The following is a 17,751-nucleotide window of genomic DNA, read 5'->3' on the forward strand; positions in this document are numbered from 1 at the left end:
ATGCTGGCGAATGTCACGCTGGACGACAAGTACACCCTCGAGCGCGGCCGGGTTTTCCTGACCGGCACGCAGGCGCTGGTGCGCCTGCCGATGCTGCAGCGAAAGCGCGACCTGGCCGCGGGCCTCAACACCGCTGCTTTCATTTCCGGCTATCGCGGTTCGCCGCTCGGGCTGTTCGACCAACAGCTCTGGAAAGCCCGCAAATTCCTCAAAGAGAACCACATCCAGTTCCAGCCCGGCGTGAACGAGGATCTGGCCGCCACTGCTGTCTGGGGCAGCCAGCAGCTCAATCTCTTCCCTAAAGCGAAATACGACGGCGTCTTCTCGATCTGGTACGGCAAGGGCCCCGGCGTCGACCGTTCGATGGACGTGTTCAAGCATGCCAATTCGGCAGGCACCTCGCCGCATGGCGGCGTGCTGGCGCTGTGCGGCGACGACCATGGTGCGGCCTCGTCCACCGTGGCGCACCAGTCTGAGCACATGATGATGGCCGCGATGATGCCGATGCTGCATCCGGCCAACGTGCAGGAGTTTATCGATTACGGCCTCCTGGGCTGGGCGATGTCGCGCTATGCCGGCATCTGGGTCGGCTTCAAATGCCAGACCGAAACGGTGGAAAGCTCGGCCAGCGTGTCGATCGATCCCGACCGCCTGCAGATTGCCTATCCCACCGATTTCCAGATGCCGCCGGGCGGACTGAATATCCGCTGGCCCGATGCGATCCTGGAACAGGAAGACCGGCTCCAGCGCCACAAGGCCTATGCCGCACTGGCCTTCGCGCGTGCCAACAAAATCGACCGTATCGTGATCGACAGCCCGCGTCCGCGGCTGGGCATCATCACCACCGGCAAGTCGTATCTGGACGTGCGTCAGGCGCTGGAAGACCTGGGTATTACCGAAGAGATGGCTGCCGACATGGGTATCCGCCTCTACAAGGTCGGCATGGTCTGGCCGCTGGAGCGCGAAGGCGCCCGCCACTTCGCCGAGGGCCTGGAGGAAGTGATCGTCGTCGAGGAAAAGCGCGCGGTCATCGAAAACCAGCTGAAGGAACAGCTGTATAACTGGCGCGAAGACGTGCGTCCGCGCGTGATCGGCAAGTTCGATGCCGAGGGCAAGTGGCTGCTGCCGTCGTCCGGCGAGATTTCTCCGGCGATTGTCGCCAAGGCGCTCTACACCTGGCTCAAGCGTTACGGCACCAACCCGCGCATCGAGGAGCGCATCGCCTTCATCGAGCAGAAAGAGCGCGAGGCCGCGGCCAGCAGCATCGGCAAGACACAGCGCACGCCGTATTTCTGCTCGGGCTGCCCGCACAACACCTCCACCCGCGTGCCGGAAGGCAGCCGCGCAGTGGCCGGCATCGGCTGCCATTTCATGTCGCTGTGGATGGACCGTTCGACCGCGACCTTCACCCAGATGGGCGGCGAAGGCACGCCGTGGATCGGCCAGGCGCCGTTCACCGAAGACAATCACATTTTCGCCAATCTGGGCGATGGCACCTATTTCCATTCCGGCCTGCTGGCCCTGCGCGCCAGCATCGCCGCCAAGGTGAACATCACTTACAAGATCCTGTTCAACGACGCAGTCGCCATGACCGGCGGCCAGCCGCATGATGGCCAGCTAACCCCGCAGCAGATTTCGCTGCAGGTCTATGGCGAGGGCGTGCGCCGCATCGCGCTGGTCAGCGACGAGCCGGACAAGTATCCGGTCGGCACCGAATGGGCGCCGGGCACCACCTTCCACCATCGCGACGATCTGGATGCCGTGCAGAAGGAACTGCGCGAGATCGAAGGCTGTACCGTGCTGATCTACGACCAGACCTGCGCAGCCGAGAAGCGCCGCCGCCGCAAGCGCGGCACCTTCCCCGATCCCGATCGCCGCATCTTCATCAATGAAGCGGTCTGCGAGGGCTGCGGCGACTGCTCGGTGAAATCCAACTGCGTCTCGGTCGAGCCGCAGGAAACCGAACTCGGCCGCAAGCGCAAGATCAACCAGTCGTCCTGCAACAAGGACTTCTCCTGCGTGAACGGCTTCTGCCCCAGCTTCGTCTCGGTGCAGGGCGGCAAAGTGAAGCGCGCCAAGGTGAAGCTGCAGCAGAATCCGGCCGACAAGACCGATGGGCTTTTCGCAAGCCTGAAGGCTCCTGAGATCGCGCCGCTGGACCAGCCCTACAACATCCTGATCACCGGCATCGGCGGCACCGGCGTTGTCACCATCGGGCAGATCCTCGGTATGGCGGCCCATATTCAGGGCTACGGCACCAGCGTGCTCGACTTCACCGGTCTGGCGCAGAAGAACGGCGCCGTGCTGAGCCATGTGCGCATCGCGATGAATCCGGACGACATCCACGCCGTGCGCGTGGCGGCCGGCGGCGCCAATCTGGTGCTGGGCTGCGACATGGTCGTGGCCGCGGGCGATGCCGCGCTGGAGAAGATGCAGAAGGGCCATACGCGCGCCCTGATCAACACGCATCTGACCCCGACGGCTGCATTCCAGCTCAATCCCAATCTGGTGCTGGATGACAACCAGATGGCGCAGGCGATCCGCAATTCGGCCGGCGACAACCTGTCGGAATTCGTCGAGGCCACCCGCATCGCCACGGCGCTGATGGGCGATGCCATCGCCACCAACATGTTCATGCTGGGCTACGCCGTGCAGCGCGGCCTGATCCCGGTCTCGCTGGATGCCCTGCTGCAGGCCATCGAGCTGAACGGCACGGCGATTGAGAGCAACAAGACGGCGCTGAACTGGGGCCGCCTGTACGCGCAGGATGCCAAGGCGGTGGAAGACATCGCCCGGCCGAGCGTCGCCACTTTCGAGCCGAAGGCGTTTGCCAAGACCACCGACGAACTGCTGGCCGACCGCGCGCCGCGTCTGGTGCAGTACCAGAACCAGGCTTATGCCGAACGCTACAAATCGCTGGTGGAACGGGCGCGTACCGCCGAGCAGAAAGCCAGAGGCATGACCGGTTTCGCTGAAGCGGTTGCGCGCTATGCCTACAAGCTGATGGCCTACAAGGACGAGTATGAGGTCGCGCGGCTCTACACCGATGGCGATTTCCTCAAGAAGCTGAACACCCAGTTCGAGGGCGATTTCACGCTCAGCTTCCATCTTGCGCCGCCGCTGCTCAATCCGCCTGATCCGGAAACCGGCATCGCGAAGAAGAAGCAGTTCGGTCCGTGGATGTTCAAGGCGTTCCAGCTGCTGGCCAGGTTCAAGGGCCTGCGCGGCACGAAGCTGGATGTGTTCGGCTATACGCATGAGCGTCAGACCGAACGCCAGCTGATCGTGGACTACTTCGGGCTGATCGAGGAGCTCTGCACCAGGATGACCCCGGAGAACCATGCGCTGGCCGTGCAGCTGGCGAAAATCCCGGAAGATATCCGCGGCTACGGCCATGTGAAGGTGAAGCACCTGAAGGCGGCGAAGGAGAAGGAAGCCAAGCTGCTGGCGACCTTCCGCGACCCGACCGCTCCGCTGGCGACAGCGGCGGAGTAAGGGGGCGGAGTAAGGGGGCGGAGTAACCGCCGTCACAGTGCCGCAGCGGCATGCCGCTGCGTTACGACCATAAAGGTAATTGCGGACGGCTGAGCGTCATGGCTTGATCGCGCCATGACACTGTCGGCCGCAACACCTGAAATCATCCGCCTGCAGAGAAGCGAAGGCACCAGCTTCGCGCTGCAGGTTTATCCTGCTGCTGATCCGGCAGCCGCCGCCATCCTGATCCAGCCGGCGATGGGCGTGAAGGCCGGCTACTACGCGCCGCTGGCCACTGCGTTGCGCGAGGCCGGGTACAACATCGCCGTGGCCGAACTGCGCGGCCATGAGGACAGCGGCGGGCGCAAGCCGGGCCGCGACTATGACTTCGGCTATCATGAATTGCTGACTGAAGACTGGCCGCAGGCGGTGGCGGCCGTGAAGGCGCGCTTTCCCGCTGCGCCGTTTTATCTCTACGGCCATTCGCTCGGCGGCCAGGTCAGCGCGATCTATGCAGCCCACCATCCGCAGCAGCTCGATGGTCTGATCCTCACCGCTGTGAGTTCAGTGCACTGGAAACTCTGGCCGCTGCCCTTCTGGCCTTATAGCCAGACAGCCGTGCTGGTGTCGAAACTGCTCGGGCATTTCCCCGGCGAAAAATTCAAATTCGCCGGCCGCGAGGCGCGCAGCGTGATCGCCGACTGGGGCCGCCAGGCCCGCACAGGTCGTTTTTACTTCGGCAAGCCCGCACGCACCGACCATGATGCCGTGCTGGCGACGATGGCCATTCCTGTTCTGGCGATTTCGCTGCAGGGCGATTTCTTTGCGCCCAAACACGCGATGAACGACATCGTGCGGCGTTTCCCCAAAGCGACACTGACACGCCAGCATCTCGATCCCAGGGCCATGGGGATCGAGGGCATCGACCATTTCCGCTGGGTGCGCAAACCGCAGGTGGTGCTGCCCACCCTGCTGGACTGGCTCAAAAGCCGCTGAGGCCTTGCGCAACCGGGCGGGATCGGCCAAACCCGCAACATGCTCACGCTCAAACCGCTCTACACGCCGTATCTCGAAAGCCTGGTCGCCAATCCGCTGGCGGTTCTGGCCGAGCATCCGAACCATGCCGAGGTGGCAGACCTCGCCGCCGAAGTGGCGACCGCCACGCTCGATCTCTATGCGCAGACCGGCGCGACCGAACCCTGGCTGAGCTATTTCGCTTTCCGCGAGACCGACAATGCCCTGCTCGGCACCTGCGCCTTCAAGTCACCGCCGGTGCAGGGCCTGGTCGAAATCGCCTATTTCACCTTCCCGGGCTACGAAGGCCAGGGCGTGGCGAGCGTGATGGCGCGCGAGCTGCTGAAGATCGCCTTCAACGAATACGAGATAAAGGCCGTGCTGGCGCATACCCTGCCGGAGGAAAATGCCTCGACGGCGATCCTGCAGAAACGCGGTTTCACATTGGTGGAAGCCGTGGACGATCCCGACGACGGTCCGGTCTGGCGCTGGGCGCTGCTGCGGCCGTAAGACGACGGATTACCGTCCCCCGTAGCATTTCACCCGGGTGACTTCGCCGCTGTCGGTCTCGGTGCTTTTCTCGCGGTAGATTTCCATCGTGCCGCGGTTTTTCAGCTCGCATTCCCCCAGCGGGAACCAGCTCGATTTGAGCTGCACGCGAATATACTCGTCGGCGCCGAGCCGGTCGGGCGCGCAATAGCGGTTCACCTCGCGCGGCTTGGCGATCACGGTGGAATTGACCCGGCCCTCGCGGCGGATGCCGATCGGCCAGTTGTATTCGGTGAGATTGGCGATGGTGACGCAGGCCTGTGCGTCATCGGTGACCGGACGCTGCGGCTGCGCCGCTGCCGCCCCGCACAAAAGAAGCGCGGCCAGACCTGCGAGGATGCCGGACTGGCCGCTGCGCATGCTTACTCCGCCGCGGCGCTGTGGTCGGTATCCATGCCGAGCGCCTCCATATAGACCTGCAGCAGGGTTTCCTGCTCGGCCAGATCGGCCTTGTCGAGCTTGCGCAGGCGGATCACCTGGCGAAGGATCTTGATATCGAAACCATGCGCCTTCGCTTCGGCATAGACTTCCTTGATGTCGTCGGCGAGCGCCTTCTTCTCTTCCTCCAGCCGCTCGATGCGGGCGACGAGCTGGTTGAGCTGCTCGGTCGAGAAGTTGCCGGAGTTGAGTTTCTTGGCCATGACTGCCTCTGCAAGGGAATGGGCTGGGGATTGGCGCGGATTATAGCCGCCACAACACTGTCGCCTATGCCTGCCCGCCACTTATCCACAGGAATGCGCCGCCTGTGGACAGATACCTGTTTTCCTCAGTGTTTATGGTTTTTCTGCGACTCGGCGAATGCCTTCTGCTGTTCCGGCGAGGCGTCCTTCTGATATTTCGCCTGCCACTCGGGATAGGGCATGCCGTAGATCTCTTCGCGCGCCGCCATTTTATCGATGGCGATTCCCTTACCTGTGGCCGCCTCCTGATACCAGTTCGACAGGCAGTTGCGGCAGAAGCCGGCGAGATTCATCAAATCGATATTCTGCACATCGGTGCGGGTACGCAGATGCTCGAGCAGCCGGCGGAACGCGGCGGCTTCGAGTTCGGTTTGCGTCTTGTCGTCGATCTTGTCGGCCATAGCAGCCTCCTAATTCGGAACCTGGAAATTGACGGTCTCGGCGATCAGCCAGTCGACCACGGCGCGCAATGCCGCAGGCTTGTCCGCTCCTGACTCTAGGGCGGCGCGGTAGACTTGCAACTGCCGCTGGGCCGATGTGCCGCGCGACAGGATGCCACGCGCCCGCTCGACCTCGGCCAGGCAGCCCAGTTGCACGGCCTCCTCGCGCACCAGTTCGATCAGTTCCTCGACCAGGGCCGCGTAAGGCACGGCCTGGCCCTTGCCGAAGTCGACCAGCTTGCCCTCGGCGCCATAACGTTGCGCCAGCCAGCGGTTTTCGTCGATCAGCGTATTGGCATAGATGCGCCAGCGCTGGTTCTTCTGTTTCAGCCGCAACAGCGCCGCGAGCAGGCAGCGGAACAGCGCCGCCACCGTGATGCTGTCATCCACCCGCGTACACACATCGGTGATGCGCAGTTCCAGCGTGGGATAACGCGCCGAGGGCCGGATGTCCCACCACAGCTTGGTGGCATCCTCGATCAGGCCGGCCTGCAGCAGGCGGTTGACCAGCCGCTGGTATTCGCCCCAGGTCTCCAGCCGTTCGGGGAGACCCGTGCGCGGCAGGCTGTCGAAGACCGACAGGCGATAGGAATGCAGCCCGCTTTCCTCGCCCTGCCAGAAGGGCGACGAGGTGCTGAGCGCCAGCAGATGCGGCAGGAAATAGCTGACCTGGTTCATCAGGTCGATGCGCAGATCTTCATCCGCGATGCCGACATGCACATGCAGGCCGCAGATGATCAGGCGGCGGGCCACACCGGCCAGATCCTTGGCCAGCCGATCATAGCGTTCGCGGTCGGTGTGCTTCTGCTCGCTCCATTTCGCAAACGGATGCGTCGAGGCGGCAATCGGCGCGAGATTATGCTTGCCGGCCACATCGGCAATGGCGGAGCGCAGGCGTACCAGATCGGCGCGCGCCTCACCCATGTCGCGGCAGACCCCGGTCACGATCTCGATCTGGCATTTGAGGAATTCGGGGTTGATCTGACCAACGGCCAGCGTATCGCATTCCTCCAGCAGAGCGGCCGGCGGATCAATCGCCAGTGCGCCCGTGGCGCGATCCACCAGCAGATGCTCTTCCTCAATGCCGATCGTGAAATCTTCGGCCACGCTTCCCCCTGACAAAAAACTCGTTACGCAGCCGTCGCGGCCGGCGCCAGCACACCGGATTCCACCAGCATGCGGCGGAAGCAGCGTTCCAGCCGTTCGACCCATTCATCCACGCCGGCATCATGCGAGACCAGATCCTGTCGGACCTCGATCATCACATGATGCAGCCCGCGATTCTGGCCATGCTCGAAGATCGAATAGCCCGAATGATCCTTGCCGCTATAGGGCAGATTGTCGCCCACCACCAGATCGCCTTCATCGCGCAACGCCTGCAGCAGCGGCTGGGCCAGCCGGCCGTCGCGATCCCAGACCACGCCGATATGCCAGGGCCGCGCCTCGTCCTTGGCGCGCAGTTTCGGCGTGAAGCTGTGGATCGACAGCAGCGCCGGCTGCGGGCTGCGCTGGCGCGCCGCCTCCAGCGTATCCGACACAGCAGCGTGATAGGGACGGAAATAGCGTGCCAGCCGGCGCTCGCGTTCGGCTTCGGGCAGATCTCGATTCCCCGGTACAATCGTGCCGTCGCTCACTTCGCAGATCAGGGTCGGATCGTCGGGCCGGCGGTTGCAGTCGACCACCAGCCGAGACACGCCTGAAAAGACCGCCGGGGCATCCAGCCGATGCGCCAGTTGTTCGGCGATCGCCGCCGTGCCGGGATCCCAGCCGATATGCCGCAGCAGTTCGTCATCCGGCAGGCCAAGATTGTTCAGCGCCGGCGGCACGGCACGGCTGGCATGGTCGCAGATCAGCACCGCAGGTGAGCGGCCCTGCGGATTCAGCACGCGAAAACTTGGAGGTTCTGACGGCTCAGTCATGGGCAGACAGGTTTTTCAGCCGGTCTGACCGTGCGGAAATCGGGGCGGCAGGTTTGCATAACCAAGGCAGGCTGCACTAAGGTTGCGGCGACAATTTGTCCAATCATAGCCGAAACGAAGCCGTGCTGCACCATATCGCCATAGTTGGCAGCGGTCCCTCCGGGCTGTTTTGTGCCGACGCCCTGCTCCGCCAGCGTCCCGACCTGAAAATCGACGTGTTCGACCGCCTGCCCACGCCATTTGGCCTGGTGCGATTCGGCGTCGCCCCCGACCATCAGGGCACCAAGGCGGTGACGCGGCAGTTCGACCGGCTGTTCGCCGGCGGCAACTTGCGCTTCCTTGGCCATGTGCAGGTCGGCCGCGACCTGCCGCTTGCCGACCTGCGCAACCATTACGACGCCGTGGTGCTGGCGGTGGGCGCCCATGCCGACCGGCCGCTCGGCCTGCCGGGCGAGGACCTGCCGGGCCGCTACGGCTCGATGGCCTTCGTCGGCTGGTATAACGGCCATCCTGATTTCCGCGATCTCGAACCTCTGCTCGACAGACCCGGCGCGGCCGTGATCGGCATGGGCAATGTCGCCATCGACATCGTCCGGGTGCTGGGCAAAACCAAAGCCGAAATGGCGAGCAGCGACCTGACGGCGCATGCAACTGAGGCAATCGCCGCCGCGAATTTCACTGATCTCTACATCCTCGGCCGCCGTGGCCCGGTGGAAGCCAGCTTCACCAGCACGGAGCTGGCCGAACTCGGCAGGCTGGAACGCGTGCGTCCCGTCGTGAAAAAAAGCGACCTGCCGGATGTCCTGCCCGCTGGCCTCGACGTGAACGAAGCGCGGGTGAAGGAAAAGAACTTGTCGATCCTGCATGAGTTTGCGGATCGCACGGACGACAGGCCGATCAAGCTGCACTTCCTGTTCAACACCTCGCCCGAGGCGATCATCGGCAACGGCCGCGTGGAAGGCCTGAAGATCAAGGGTGGCGCCACGCTGGACGTTGGCACGGTGATCAGCGCCATCGGCTATCGCACGGCGGCCGACGGCGACCTGCCGCAAAGCGATGCCCAGGGCGTGATTGCCAACACCGATGGCCGCATCGAGCCGGGCCTCTATGTGGTGGGCTGGGCCAAGCGCGGTCCTTCGGGCACCATCCCGACCAACCGCGCCGAGGCGAAGACCGTCGCCGACCTGCTGCTGGCCGATTACGCCAGTGACACCGCGCCACCGAAGGAAGGCTCGGCTGCGCTGGATGCCTGGCTGACCGGCCGTGGCGTCCACGTCATGGACTGGGCCTGCTGGAAGCGTATCGAGGCGGCGGAAATCGCCGCCGCAGTGCCTGGCAGCCCGCGCGCCAAACTCGCGGCCTGGGACGAGTTGAGAAAACACAAATAATCATAAAAGGCGGGGAAACATGAAGCTCTACAACAACGACGGATCGCCCTTTGCCGCGCGCGTCCGCATGCTGCTGCGTGCGAAGAATGCCGCACCCATCGAAATGCTGAAGCCCGGCGCCGATTACAAGACCATCGCGCCGATCGGCAAGATTCCGGCGCTGTTGCTGGATGACGGCACGCTGCTGCCGGAATCGGAAGTGATCTGCGGCTATCTCGATGCCACGCTGCCTGGTCCGTCGCTGTATCTCGACACACCGGAAGCGCGCGCCCGCGTCACCCTGATGGTGCGGCTGTCGGATCTTTATCTGGCGCCGGCGCTGCATGATTTCTTCGTGCTGCTGTTCACCCAACCGGGCAACCGGGAGGCCATCGAAGCTCTGGCCCCTGCTTTTGCGCGCGGGCTGAAATTCCTCGATATCTACGTGGCGAAAGATGGCTGTGCTGCCGAGGCGCGCTTCAGCCAGGCCGACTGTACGCTCAGCCCCATGCTGTTCTATGTCGACGAGGTGCTGCCCGGCCTGATCGGCCAGAACCTTTTGGAAAAGCGTCCCGCGCTCAACACTTACTGGCAGCGCATCAAGTCGCATCCCACGGCGGCGCCGGTGCTGGATGAAGTCCGCAAGAGCTGGAGCCGCTATCAGCAGAAACTGCAGGCGTCGCAGTAGCGACTACAGATCACCCACACGGAAGTTGAGTTCCAGCACCTTCGGATAGCCTTCCGCATTTGGCGGCATCTTCAGCGGCTGTGCCAAGCGCATGGCGCGCAGGAAGGTTTCCACCGCTGTACGGAAGGCCGCGGCCTCAGGCCGCGGATCGTTGGCGATGCGGTCCCAGTTCTCCACCATCTTCCTCATATCCCAGGGATCGTCCTTGCCGAATGGCGGCGCCAGCATACCGTCGGCCAGCACGCGATAGCGGCCGAAAATGCGGATATCGGCAAAGCGCGGCGCGTCGAAATCGAGCACCCAGGCGCGCTGGATCTGACTGAGGAAAAAATCGCTTTCCGACTGCGTCATCGACGCGCCGGTCTCTCCGGCGGCTGCACCCGGTGCGCCGCGCTGGCGGTTGCCGGTGGTCTGCTGCGAGGGCAGCGTGCGCTGCGCCTGTTGTGGCGGCGCCGGCGTCGTGGTGGGACCCGACTGACCCAGCATCGGCGCGGGCTGCGGCCGGTCGCTAGCCTGCGGACGCGCGCGCTGGCCAGAGCTGGGCGGTGCGCGCGACGGGTCCTGCGTCACCGGCGCCTGCTGCAGCTGCGGCACCGATGGCGGCGGCACGTCTTTCAGTTCCTCCACCACGCGCGGCTGCGTGGGGGGTGTCGGTGCGGGTGGTGGCGGCGCAGCTTGGGGCGCGGGCGGCGGTGCCGGTTTCGGCGCTGGCGGCATCACGAACTCGGCCAGCACCGGGGGCGGCTCGGGCTGAACCCGCCAGGTCCAGGGCTCGATCAGCAGCAGGATGGCCACCAGTCCGTGCAGCAACAGGGACAGCGCCAGCGCCACCCAGAGGCGACGATTGTCCCAATCTTGCGAGCGATATTCTAAAAAGCTGGCCATACCCAAAGACTTAGCGCTGACGTAGCGGCAGGCCAAGGCTTTTGCCCGCGCAAATCGCCTCGGCTATAACCGATTGTCCGACAAACTATAAGACCAAGCGGAGAGAAACGTGTCCGAACCAGTCGCCGTTACCCCAAACGCCGTCAGCTATGCTGTCCGGGATGGCATCGCCGTCCTCACCATCGAAAACCCGCCGGTCAACGCACTGGGCCAGGCGGTGCGCGCCGGGATCATCGCAGGCCTGGATCAGGCCGATGCCGATGCAAGTGTGCAGGCCGCGGTGATCATCGGCGGCGGACGCACCTTCATTGCCGGTGCCGACATCAAGGAATTCGGCAAACCGCCGACACAGCCCTATCTGCCCGACGTGCTGAAGCGCATCGAGGCGATGACCAAGCCGGTCGTGGCTGCGCTGCATGGCACGGCACTGGGTGGCGGCTTTGAAGTGGCGCTGACCTGCCATTGGCGTGTCGGCATCGACAGCGGCCAGGTCGGCCTGCCGGAAGTGAAGCTAGGCCTGCTGCCCGGTTCAGGCGGCACGCAGCGCCTGCCGCGCGTGGTTGGGCCGAAGGTGGCGCTCGACATGATCGTGTCGGGCAATCCGATCCCGAACAAAAAAGCCGCCGAGCTTGGCGCCATCGACGAGATCGTGAACGGCGACCTGCTGGACGGTGCGCTGGCCTTTGCCAAAAAGGTCGTGGCCGAGAAGCGCCCGCTGCGGCTGGTGCGCGACATGAACGACAAGGTCAGCAATGTCGATCCCGCGCTCTTTGCCGACTACCGCAAGAGCATCGAGAAGAAGGCCAAGGGCTTCCTCGGTCCCTGGCGTTGCATCGACGCGGTGGAAATCGCCACCAAACTACCGATCGACGACGGACTGCTGAAGGAGCGCGAGTTCTTCTTTGAATGCATGGCCAGCCCGCAGCGCGCCGCGCAGATCCACGCCTTCTTCTCCGAACGCGAGGCCACCAAGATTCCCGGCCTGTCCGAAGACGTGAAGCCCAAGCCGATCAAGTCGGCGGCGGTCCTCGGTGCCGGCACGATGGGCGGCGGCATTGCGATGAACTTCGCCAATGCTGGCATTCCGGTGAAGCTGCTGGACGTCTCTCAGGAAGCGCTCAGCAAGGGTCTGGGCACGATCGAGAAGAATTACGCGACGTCTGTTGCCCGCGGCAGCATGAAACAGGAGGCGATGGATCGGGCGATGAAGCTGATCTCCGCCACCCAGCATTTCGAGGATATCGGTGACGCCGATATCGTGGTGGAAGCCGTGTTCGAGGAAATGGGCGTCAAGAAAGACGTGTTCGGCAAGCTCGACAAGGTGATGAAGCCCGGTGCCGTGCTGGCCACCAATACCTCGACGCTGGATATCGACGAGATCGCAACCAGTACCAAACGGCCGCAGGACGTGATCGGCACGCATTTCTTCAGCCCGGCCAATGTGATGAAGCTGCTGGAAAACGTGCGCGGCGCGAAATCCTCGCCCGAGACCATCGCGACCGTAATGGCGCTGGGCAAGCAGCTGAAGAAGGTCTCGGTGCTGGCCGGCAACTGCGACGGCTTCATCGGCAACCGCATGCTGCACGGCTATCTGCGTGAGGCAAATTTCCTGCTGGAAGAAGGCTGCAGCCCTGAGCAGATCGACCGCGCGCTGGAGGAATTCGGCCTCGCCATGGGTCCCTTCCGTATGGGCGATCTGGCCGGCCTTGATGTCGGCTGGCGCATCCGCAAGGGCAAGGCACATCTGCGGCCCAAGGACGAGCGCTATTCCAGGGTGGCCGACCGGCTCTGCGAGCTTGGCCGCTTCGGCCAGAAGACCGGCGCCGGCTTCTATACATACGAAGGCCGCGATGCCCGTCCCGATCCGGTGGTAAAAGACATCATCCTGGAGGAATCCAAAGCGCAAGGCATTGAACGGCGGGAGATTTCCGACGAGGAAATCGTGCAGCGCTGCATGTATCCTCTGGTCAACGAGGGCGCGAAAATCCTCGAGGAAGGCATCGCCATCCGGTCCAGCGATATCGACATCGTTTACCTTTTCGGCTATGGCTTCCCCGTCTATCGCGGCGGGCCGATGTTCTGGGCTGAACAGATCGGCCTCGACAAGGTGCTCGCCACGATCCGCGGTTTCCACAAGACCCACGGCAAGTTCTGGGAGCCGGCCAAACTGCTGGTCCAGCGTGCCGAAGCCGGCAAGGGATGGAAGGGCTGACAAGCTCCCGTCCGGAGTCAGAGGTAGCTCAAGAGTCCGATGTCCGAATCTGCAGTCTCATATCCGGGCGCCAATGATCCAATTGGCGCCCGGCGTACTTTCGCCATCATCGCGCATCCTGACGCCGGCAAGACCACGCTGACCGAAAAGCTGCTGCTGTTCGGCGGCGCGATCCATCTGGCCGGTGCCGTGAAAGCGCGTGGCGAAAACCGTCGTGCCCGCTCCGACTTCATGAAAATCGAGCAGCAGCGCGGCATCTCGGTCTCGACCTCGGTGATGAATTTCGAGTTCAAGGGCTGGACCTTCAATCTGCTCGACACGCCGGGCCACGAAGACTTCAGCGAAGACACCTATCGTACGCTGACTGCGGTTGATAGCGCGGTCATGGTGCTTGATGCGGCCAAGGGTATCGAAACCCAGACCCGCAAGCTGTTCGAAGTCTGCCGCCTGCGCGACGTGCCGATCACGACATTCGTGAACAAGATCGACCGCGAAAGTCAGGACCCTTTTGCGTTGCTGGACGAAGTCGGCTCGACACTGGCGCTGGAATGCGTACCGGTGAACTGGCCGATCGGCATGGGCTACGAATTCAAGGGCTGCTACGACCTGATCGGCAAGCGCCTGCTGCTGGTCGGCAAGGAAAACAAGAATCTCGAGCCAGAGGTGATCATCCTCGACAAGGGGCTGGACGATCCGCGCGCCGCCGAGATGATCCCGGCCGCGCAGCTCGCCAAGCTGCAGGAAGATATCGCACTGATCGAAGGCGCCTGCCCGCCGTTTGATATCGAGAGCTATCGCCAGGGCCATATGACGCCGGTTTACTTCGGCTCGGCGCTGAAGAATTTCGGCGTCGATGAACTGCTGAAGGGTCTGGGCGAATTCGCGCCGCCGCCGCGACCGCAGCCGACCGACAAGCGCATGGTGCAGCCGACCGACAAGGGCGTTACCGGTTTCGTGTTCAAGGTCCAGGCCAATATGGACAAGAACCACCGCGACCGCGTCGCCTTCCTGCGGCTCTGCTCGGGCCATTTCAAGCGTGGCATGAAGCTGAAGCAGGTCTCGACCGGCAAGTCGATCACGGTGAGCAACCCGACGCTGTTCTTCGCACAGGACCGTTCGCTGGCGGATGAAGCCTGGCCCGGCGACATCATCGGCATTCCCAATCATGGCGTACTGCGCGTCGGCGATACGCTGACCGAGAGCGAAGACCTGCGCTTCACCGGCATTCCCAACTTCGCGCCGGAAATCCTGCGCCGCGTGCGGCTCGGCGATCCTATGAAGGCCAAGCATCTGCAGCGCGCGCTGGAGGATCTGGCCGAGGAAGGCGTGACGCAGGTGTTCCGCCCCCGGATCGGCGCCGACTGGATCGTCGGCCTGGTCGGCCCGCTTCAGCTGGATGTTCTCGCGGCCCGACTGAGCGAGGAATACAGCCTTCAGGCCGGCTTCGAGACCGCGCCCTTTGAAACCGCCCGCTGGGTGGACGCCGAAAATCCGCGCGATCTGCACGACTTTGTCGAGCAGAACCGCGGCACTATCGCGGATGATCGCGAGGGCAACCCGGTCTTCATGGCGCGCAACACCTGGGAACTCTCCTATATCGAGAAGAAATGGGATAAGATCCGTTTCCATGCGACGCGGGAACGCCATTAACCATATCGATCGCCGCCGCCTGCTTGTTGTGCTGGCGGCCGGCAGCCTGCTGCCCGTAAACGTCTGGGCGCAGGAGAAGAAGGAAAAGAAGAAGAGCGATACGCCGGTGGAAAAGCCGCTGGTCAACACGCCGCTTCTGGTGATCGACGCGGTCACGGCGCCGATCTCGGGTCCGCCGGGCTCCAAGGTGATCATGACGCTGACCGTGGATTGCGGCAACGTCGAGACCGCGCGCAAGGTCGATGACCTGATGCCGCGCGTCTACAACGCGGTGATCCTGGAACTGAACCGCGAACCGCTTGGCCGTGACGGCCGCATCTACGACAATGATATTGAAGGGCTGAAGCGCCGGCTGGTCTACCAGATCAACCGCTCACTGCAGGGCCCGCAGGTGGTCGGCGTCTATATCCGCTCGATGCAGGAAGTGCCGCTGCGCGCCCCCAGCAGCGGCCGCTCATAAAGACTAGTCGTCGCGCGAAAACAGGATCGACTTCGCGTGGATGTCATCGATGCTGCTCAGCAGATCGTCGATCTTCGCTTCCAGCATGTCGGCCGCCTGACGCGCCATGCTGAGCTCTTCCTCCACCGCCTGCAGCATCGCCTGACGTGCCGCACCGATAATGGCGCCGTTCGGCTGGGCCGGGAAACTGACGCATTTCGTCACAAACCGGCGCACCGCGGAGGCCGAGGGCAAAGTGCCCAGCACCAGCTTCGCCGGCAGCGCCACCACCATCCAGCCCGGATTGGCGTGCATCACGGCGAAGTCGCCGTGGCTGAAACCGGGTCGCGACGGCGCATCGGGGGCTGAACCCGGCAGCTGGACCTCAGCGGCCTGCCAGCCAAACGCAAGGAATTCCTGCTCGGCCGCCACCCGCATGTCCTGCAGGGTCTCCTGCTCTGTCCGTTCATCTGATTGCTGGTCGGGGGACTGTTCGATCACGCTTCGCTCCGCTCATTACCGCGTTGCCCGCAGGGCCGCCGCATTGGCCCGCAGATTGGCCGGCGACAGCGTGCCGACCACGATACTGCAAGTGCCGGGCAAAGTCGCGGCTGCCTTCAGCGCGGCCGCAGGATCGATGGCATGGCCGCTGGCCAGCGCCTTCTTGATCAGCACGCCCCTGCCCTGCGCCGCCGCCCGCGCGATCAGCGGCGCTTCTTCCGTGTAACCGGGATTCCAGGTCGCCATCAGCAGATCGACATGCGGCAGCAGGCGGTCGCCGCCGGCCACGGTCTTGCCTGAGAAGCCGGTGGCGCGGATCAGGCCCTTCCGCTTCAGCCGGGCCAGTTCCTCGGCCGCTGGCAGGAAGCGGTCGCCCGCCTCGTCCACGCCATCGGAATGTAGCAGCACGGCATCGAGATAGTCGGTTCGTAACAGGCGCAGGCTGGTCTCGACCGAGGCGCGGATCGCCGTGGCCGAGAAATCGAAGCGCGAAATAGAGTTTTCGAAAAATTCGCCGGCTTTGGTGGCGATCACCCAGTCCTCGCGTTTGCCGGGCCGCAATAGCCCCAGCCGCTGCTCGCTGAGGCCATAGGCCGGCGCGGTATCGAGCAGGTTGATGCCAAGCTCTCGCGCGGTTTCCAGCAATGTCACCACGGCCGCATCGTCCGGCAGGTCGAAGGCCTGCGGATATTTCACGCCTTCATTGCGGCCGAGCTTCACGGTGCCGAGCCCAAGCAGGCTGACCTGAATGCCGGTTGTGCCGAGCGCCCTCATCTCCACGAGACGGTCTCCCATGGTGCCGGCGCAATCGCAGGCGATGACCAGTCGGCCCAGTCAGGCTGTGCATGGCCTGATGGTGCTGAAAGATCGGCCAGGACCAGATCGGCCAGCCGCGGCGCCAGCGCCAGCTTGGTCGGCCAGGCCAGCATGATGCGGCCCTTGCGCTGCAGCACCGGACCATCAGGTTTATGCCCGCTTTCCGTCGCCCCTTCGGCGCGGTCGACACGATGGCCGGCAAAGCGGCTTTGGCTGAAATCCAGCTTCGGCAGCAGCGTGGCAAATTCCGTGCGCGCCGTGGCGATCAGTTCGGTTTCACTTTGCTGCACGCCGTTTTCGGCAATCAGCCCGCCGACATTCCAGACCAGTGTACCGTCTTTCTGCCGATGCGTGGTGATGGTGACGCGCGGCTTGTCGCTGGTGTCGAAGCAATGCGCCCAGAGCGGCGCTGGTGCATTGCCGATCAGCACCTGATGCAGCGGCCGGCGCTGCGCGGCATGCGCCGGCAGCCCGAGTTGCGACAACAGCGCCTCGTTGCCGGCACCCGCCGCGGAAATCAGATGACCCGCAATGATTCTGCGCCCGGCAACATCGAGAATGACATGATCGCCGCGATCCTCGATCTGCGCCTTGCCAGCCTTGATGCAGCCGGCATGCAGAGCGGCCAGCGCCGTCAGCAGCGACGGCACATCCAGCACGCATTCATCCAGCGCATAAACCGCGCCGACATGGTCGGGATCGCGCAGCGCCTGCGGCCAGGCGGGCTGGTTCAATACCTCGACACGACCACGCACCAGCCTGCTGCCGAAGAAACCGGCGACACGGCTGGCCAGCGTGCGCCGCGCCCAGAACAGATGGTTCTCGGCCGCCAGCGTTGCACCGCGCAGGTCGATCTCGCCAGTATCATTCAGGGCAGCGCGCCAGCGCGCCGGCATGTCGGCCAATGCTGCGCTGTCCTGCCCCAGTTTGAGGTCGATGGCGTATTTCAACCCGCCATGGATGATGCCCTGCGAAGCCAGCGTCTGCCCCGCGCCCAGCGCGGCGCTTTCGATCAGCAGGGCGGAATAGCCGGCGCGTTTCAGCCGCGCCAGCAGCCAGAGGCCGGCAATGCCGCCGCCGAGGATCGCGACGTCGACATCAGGTCGCGTCATCGCGC

Annotated in this window: 17 protein-coding genes; 8 read left to right on the forward strand and 9 right to left on the reverse strand. The window is 63.9% G+C overall.

The annotated features are described in order from the left end of the window. From FNB15_RS00005 to FNB15_RS00015, 3 genes are all read left to right on the forward strand, one after another. Window positions 1–3,495, forward strand: coding sequence for an indolepyruvate ferredoxin oxidoreductase family protein (locus FNB15_RS00005; protein ID WP_144066744.1), 3,495 nt, complete (start codon window positions 1–3; stop codon window positions 3,493–3,495). Window positions 3,496–3,609: 114 nt separating this feature from the next. Next, window positions 3,610–4,470: an alpha/beta hydrolase family protein gene (locus FNB15_RS00010; protein WP_144066745.1), complete on the forward strand. Its 861-nt coding sequence runs from the start codon at window positions 3,610–3,612 to the stop codon at window positions 4,468–4,470. A gap of 39 nt (window positions 4,471–4,509) precedes the next feature. Beyond that, window positions 4,510–4,998 (forward strand): GNAT family N-acetyltransferase, encoded by a 489-nt coding sequence (locus tag FNB15_RS00015; RefSeq protein WP_144066746.1) that lies wholly within the window; start codon window positions 4,510–4,512, stop codon window positions 4,996–4,998. Between the two features lie 9 nt (window positions 4,999–5,007). Here the strand turns inward: FNB15_RS00015 and FNB15_RS00020 are convergent, their stop codons facing one another. From FNB15_RS00020 to FNB15_RS00040, 5 genes are all read right to left on the reverse strand, one after another. Continuing rightward, window positions 5,008–5,397 carry a hypothetical protein gene (locus FNB15_RS00020; RefSeq protein ID WP_144066747.1) on the reverse strand — a complete coding sequence of 130 codons (390 nt, stop codon included), beginning with the start codon at window positions 5,395–5,397 and terminating at the stop codon, window positions 5,008–5,010. A gap of 2 nt (window positions 5,398–5,399) precedes the next feature. Then, window positions 5,400–5,678 (reverse strand): DUF2312 domain-containing protein, encoded by a 279-nt coding sequence (locus FNB15_RS00025; RefSeq protein ID WP_144066748.1) that lies wholly within the window; start codon window positions 5,676–5,678, stop codon window positions 5,400–5,402. A gap of 125 nt (window positions 5,679–5,803) precedes the next feature. Next, complete coding sequence (locus FNB15_RS00030) at window positions 5,804–6,118, reverse strand: DUF1244 domain-containing protein (protein ID WP_144066749.1); 315 nt, start codon at window positions 6,116–6,118, stop codon at window positions 5,804–5,806. 9 nt (window positions 6,119–6,127) lie between these two features. Then, window positions 6,128–7,264, reverse strand: a complete 1,137-nt coding sequence (locus FNB15_RS00035) for a carboxylate-amine ligase (protein WP_246068750.1) — start codon at window positions 7,262–7,264, stop codon at window positions 6,128–6,130. 23 nt (window positions 7,265–7,287) lie between these two features. Beyond that, window positions 7,288–8,076, reverse strand: coding sequence for an N-formylglutamate amidohydrolase (locus tag FNB15_RS00040; protein ID WP_144066751.1), 789 nt, complete (start codon window positions 8,074–8,076; stop codon window positions 7,288–7,290). A 95-nt stretch (window positions 8,077–8,171) separates the two neighbouring features. On the opposite strand from FNB15_RS00040, the gene FNB15_RS00045 reads away from it, so the two are divergent. Next, the gene (locus FNB15_RS00045) at window positions 8,172–9,464 is read left to right on the forward strand and encodes an NAD(P)-binding protein (protein ID WP_221932705.1); all 1,293 of its coding nucleotides are present in this window, start codon (window positions 8,172–8,174) and stop codon (window positions 9,462–9,464) included. Window positions 9,465–9,483: 19 nt separating this feature from the next. Further along, window positions 9,484–10,131 carry a glutathione S-transferase family protein gene (locus FNB15_RS00050; RefSeq protein WP_144066752.1) on the forward strand — a complete coding sequence of 216 codons (648 nt, stop codon included), beginning with the start codon at window positions 9,484–9,486 and terminating at the stop codon, window positions 10,129–10,131. Window positions 10,132–10,134: 3 nt separating this feature from the next. Here the strand turns inward: FNB15_RS00050 and FNB15_RS00055 are convergent, their stop codons facing one another. After that, window positions 10,135–11,016 carry a hypothetical protein gene (locus tag FNB15_RS00055; RefSeq protein ID WP_144066753.1) on the reverse strand — a complete coding sequence of 294 codons (882 nt, stop codon included), beginning with the start codon at window positions 11,014–11,016 and terminating at the stop codon, window positions 10,135–10,137. 109 nt (window positions 11,017–11,125) lie between these two features. Between FNB15_RS00055 and FNB15_RS00060 the strand changes: the two genes are divergently transcribed. The 3 genes from FNB15_RS00060 to FNB15_RS00070 are packed head-to-tail and all read left to right on the forward strand — an operon-like array spanning window position 11,126 to window position 15,338. Beyond that, complete coding sequence (locus FNB15_RS00060) at window positions 11,126–13,228, forward strand: 3-hydroxyacyl-CoA dehydrogenase NAD-binding domain-containing protein (RefSeq protein ID WP_144066754.1); 2,103 nt, start codon at window positions 11,126–11,128, stop codon at window positions 13,226–13,228. 39 nt (window positions 13,229–13,267) lie between these two features. Then, on the forward strand, window positions 13,268–14,878 hold the full coding sequence (locus FNB15_RS00065) for a peptide chain release factor 3 (RefSeq protein WP_144066755.1): 1,611 nt from the start codon (window positions 13,268–13,270) through the stop codon (window positions 14,876–14,878). Further along, window positions 14,856–15,338, forward strand: coding sequence for a hypothetical protein (locus FNB15_RS00070; protein ID WP_144066756.1), 483 nt, complete (start codon window positions 14,856–14,858; stop codon window positions 15,336–15,338). Before FNB15_RS00065 ends, FNB15_RS00070 begins: the two co-directional genes overlap by 23 nt. A gap of 3 nt (window positions 15,339–15,341) precedes the next feature. Here FNB15_RS00070 and FNB15_RS00075 read toward each other — a convergent pair whose 3' ends face one another. Genes FNB15_RS00075 through FNB15_RS00085 form a run of 3 tightly spaced genes read right to left on the reverse strand, consistent with a single transcriptional unit; the run spans window position 15,342 to window position 17,746 of the window. Continuing rightward, complete coding sequence (locus tag FNB15_RS00075) at window positions 15,342–15,818, reverse strand: PLP-dependent decarboxylase (protein WP_144066757.1); 477 nt, start codon at window positions 15,816–15,818, stop codon at window positions 15,342–15,344. A 15-nt stretch (window positions 15,819–15,833) separates the two neighbouring features. Further along, window positions 15,834–16,613 (reverse strand): aldo/keto reductase, encoded by a 780-nt coding sequence (locus FNB15_RS00080; protein WP_144066758.1) that lies wholly within the window; start codon window positions 16,611–16,613, stop codon window positions 15,834–15,836. Continuing rightward, complete coding sequence (locus tag FNB15_RS00085) at window positions 16,589–17,746, reverse strand: FAD-dependent oxidoreductase (RefSeq protein ID WP_144066759.1); 1,158 nt, start codon at window positions 17,744–17,746, stop codon at window positions 16,589–16,591. Before FNB15_RS00085 ends, FNB15_RS00080 begins: the two co-directional genes overlap by 25 nt. Window positions 17,747–17,751: the final 5 nt, after the last annotated feature.

Source organism: Ferrovibrio terrae (assembly GCF_007197755.1).
GTDB classification, from domain to species: Bacteria; Pseudomonadota; Alphaproteobacteria; order Ferrovibrionales; family Ferrovibrionaceae; genus Ferrovibrio; species Ferrovibrio terrae.

Coding starts and splice junctions, on each gene's coding strand:
- FNB15_RS00005 (WP_144066744.1), top strand. CDS start 1: ATGCTGGCGAATGTCACGCTGGACGACAAGTACACCCTCGAGCGCGGC.
- FNB15_RS00010 (WP_144066745.1), top strand. CDS start 3,610: ATGACACTGTCGGCCGCAACACCTGAAATCATCCGCCTGCAGAGAAGC.
- FNB15_RS00015 (WP_144066746.1), top strand. CDS start 4,510: ATGCTCACGCTCAAACCGCTCTACACGCCGTATCTCGAAAGCCTGGTC.
- FNB15_RS00020 (WP_144066747.1), bottom strand. CDS start 5,397: ATGCGCAGCGGCCAGTCCGGCATCCTCGCAGGTCTGGCCGCGCTTCTT.
- FNB15_RS00025 (WP_144066748.1), bottom strand. CDS start 5,678: ATGGCCAAGAAACTCAACTCCGGCAACTTCTCGACCGAGCAGCTCAAC.
- FNB15_RS00030 (WP_144066749.1), bottom strand. CDS start 6,118: ATGGCCGACAAGATCGACGACAAGACGCAAACCGAACTCGAAGCCGCC.
- FNB15_RS00040 (WP_144066751.1), bottom strand. CDS start 8,076: ATGACTGAGCCGTCAGAACCTCCAAGTTTTCGCGTGCTGAATCCGCAG.
- FNB15_RS00050 (WP_144066752.1), top strand. CDS start 9,484: ATGAAGCTCTACAACAACGACGGATCGCCCTTTGCCGCGCGCGTCCGC.
- FNB15_RS00055 (WP_144066753.1), bottom strand. CDS start 11,016: ATGGCCAGCTTTTTAGAATATCGCTCGCAAGATTGGGACAATCGTCGC.
- FNB15_RS00065 (WP_144066755.1), top strand. CDS start 13,268: ATGTCCGAATCTGCAGTCTCATATCCGGGCGCCAATGATCCAATTGGC.
- FNB15_RS00070 (WP_144066756.1), top strand. CDS start 14,856: ATGCGACGCGGGAACGCCATTAACCATATCGATCGCCGCCGCCTGCTT.
- FNB15_RS00080 (WP_144066758.1), bottom strand. CDS start 16,613: ATGGGAGACCGTCTCGTGGAGATGAGGGCGCTCGGCACAACCGGCATT.
- FNB15_RS00085 (WP_144066759.1), bottom strand. CDS start 17,746: ATGACGCGACCTGATGTCGACGTCGCGATCCTCGGCGGCGGCATTGCC.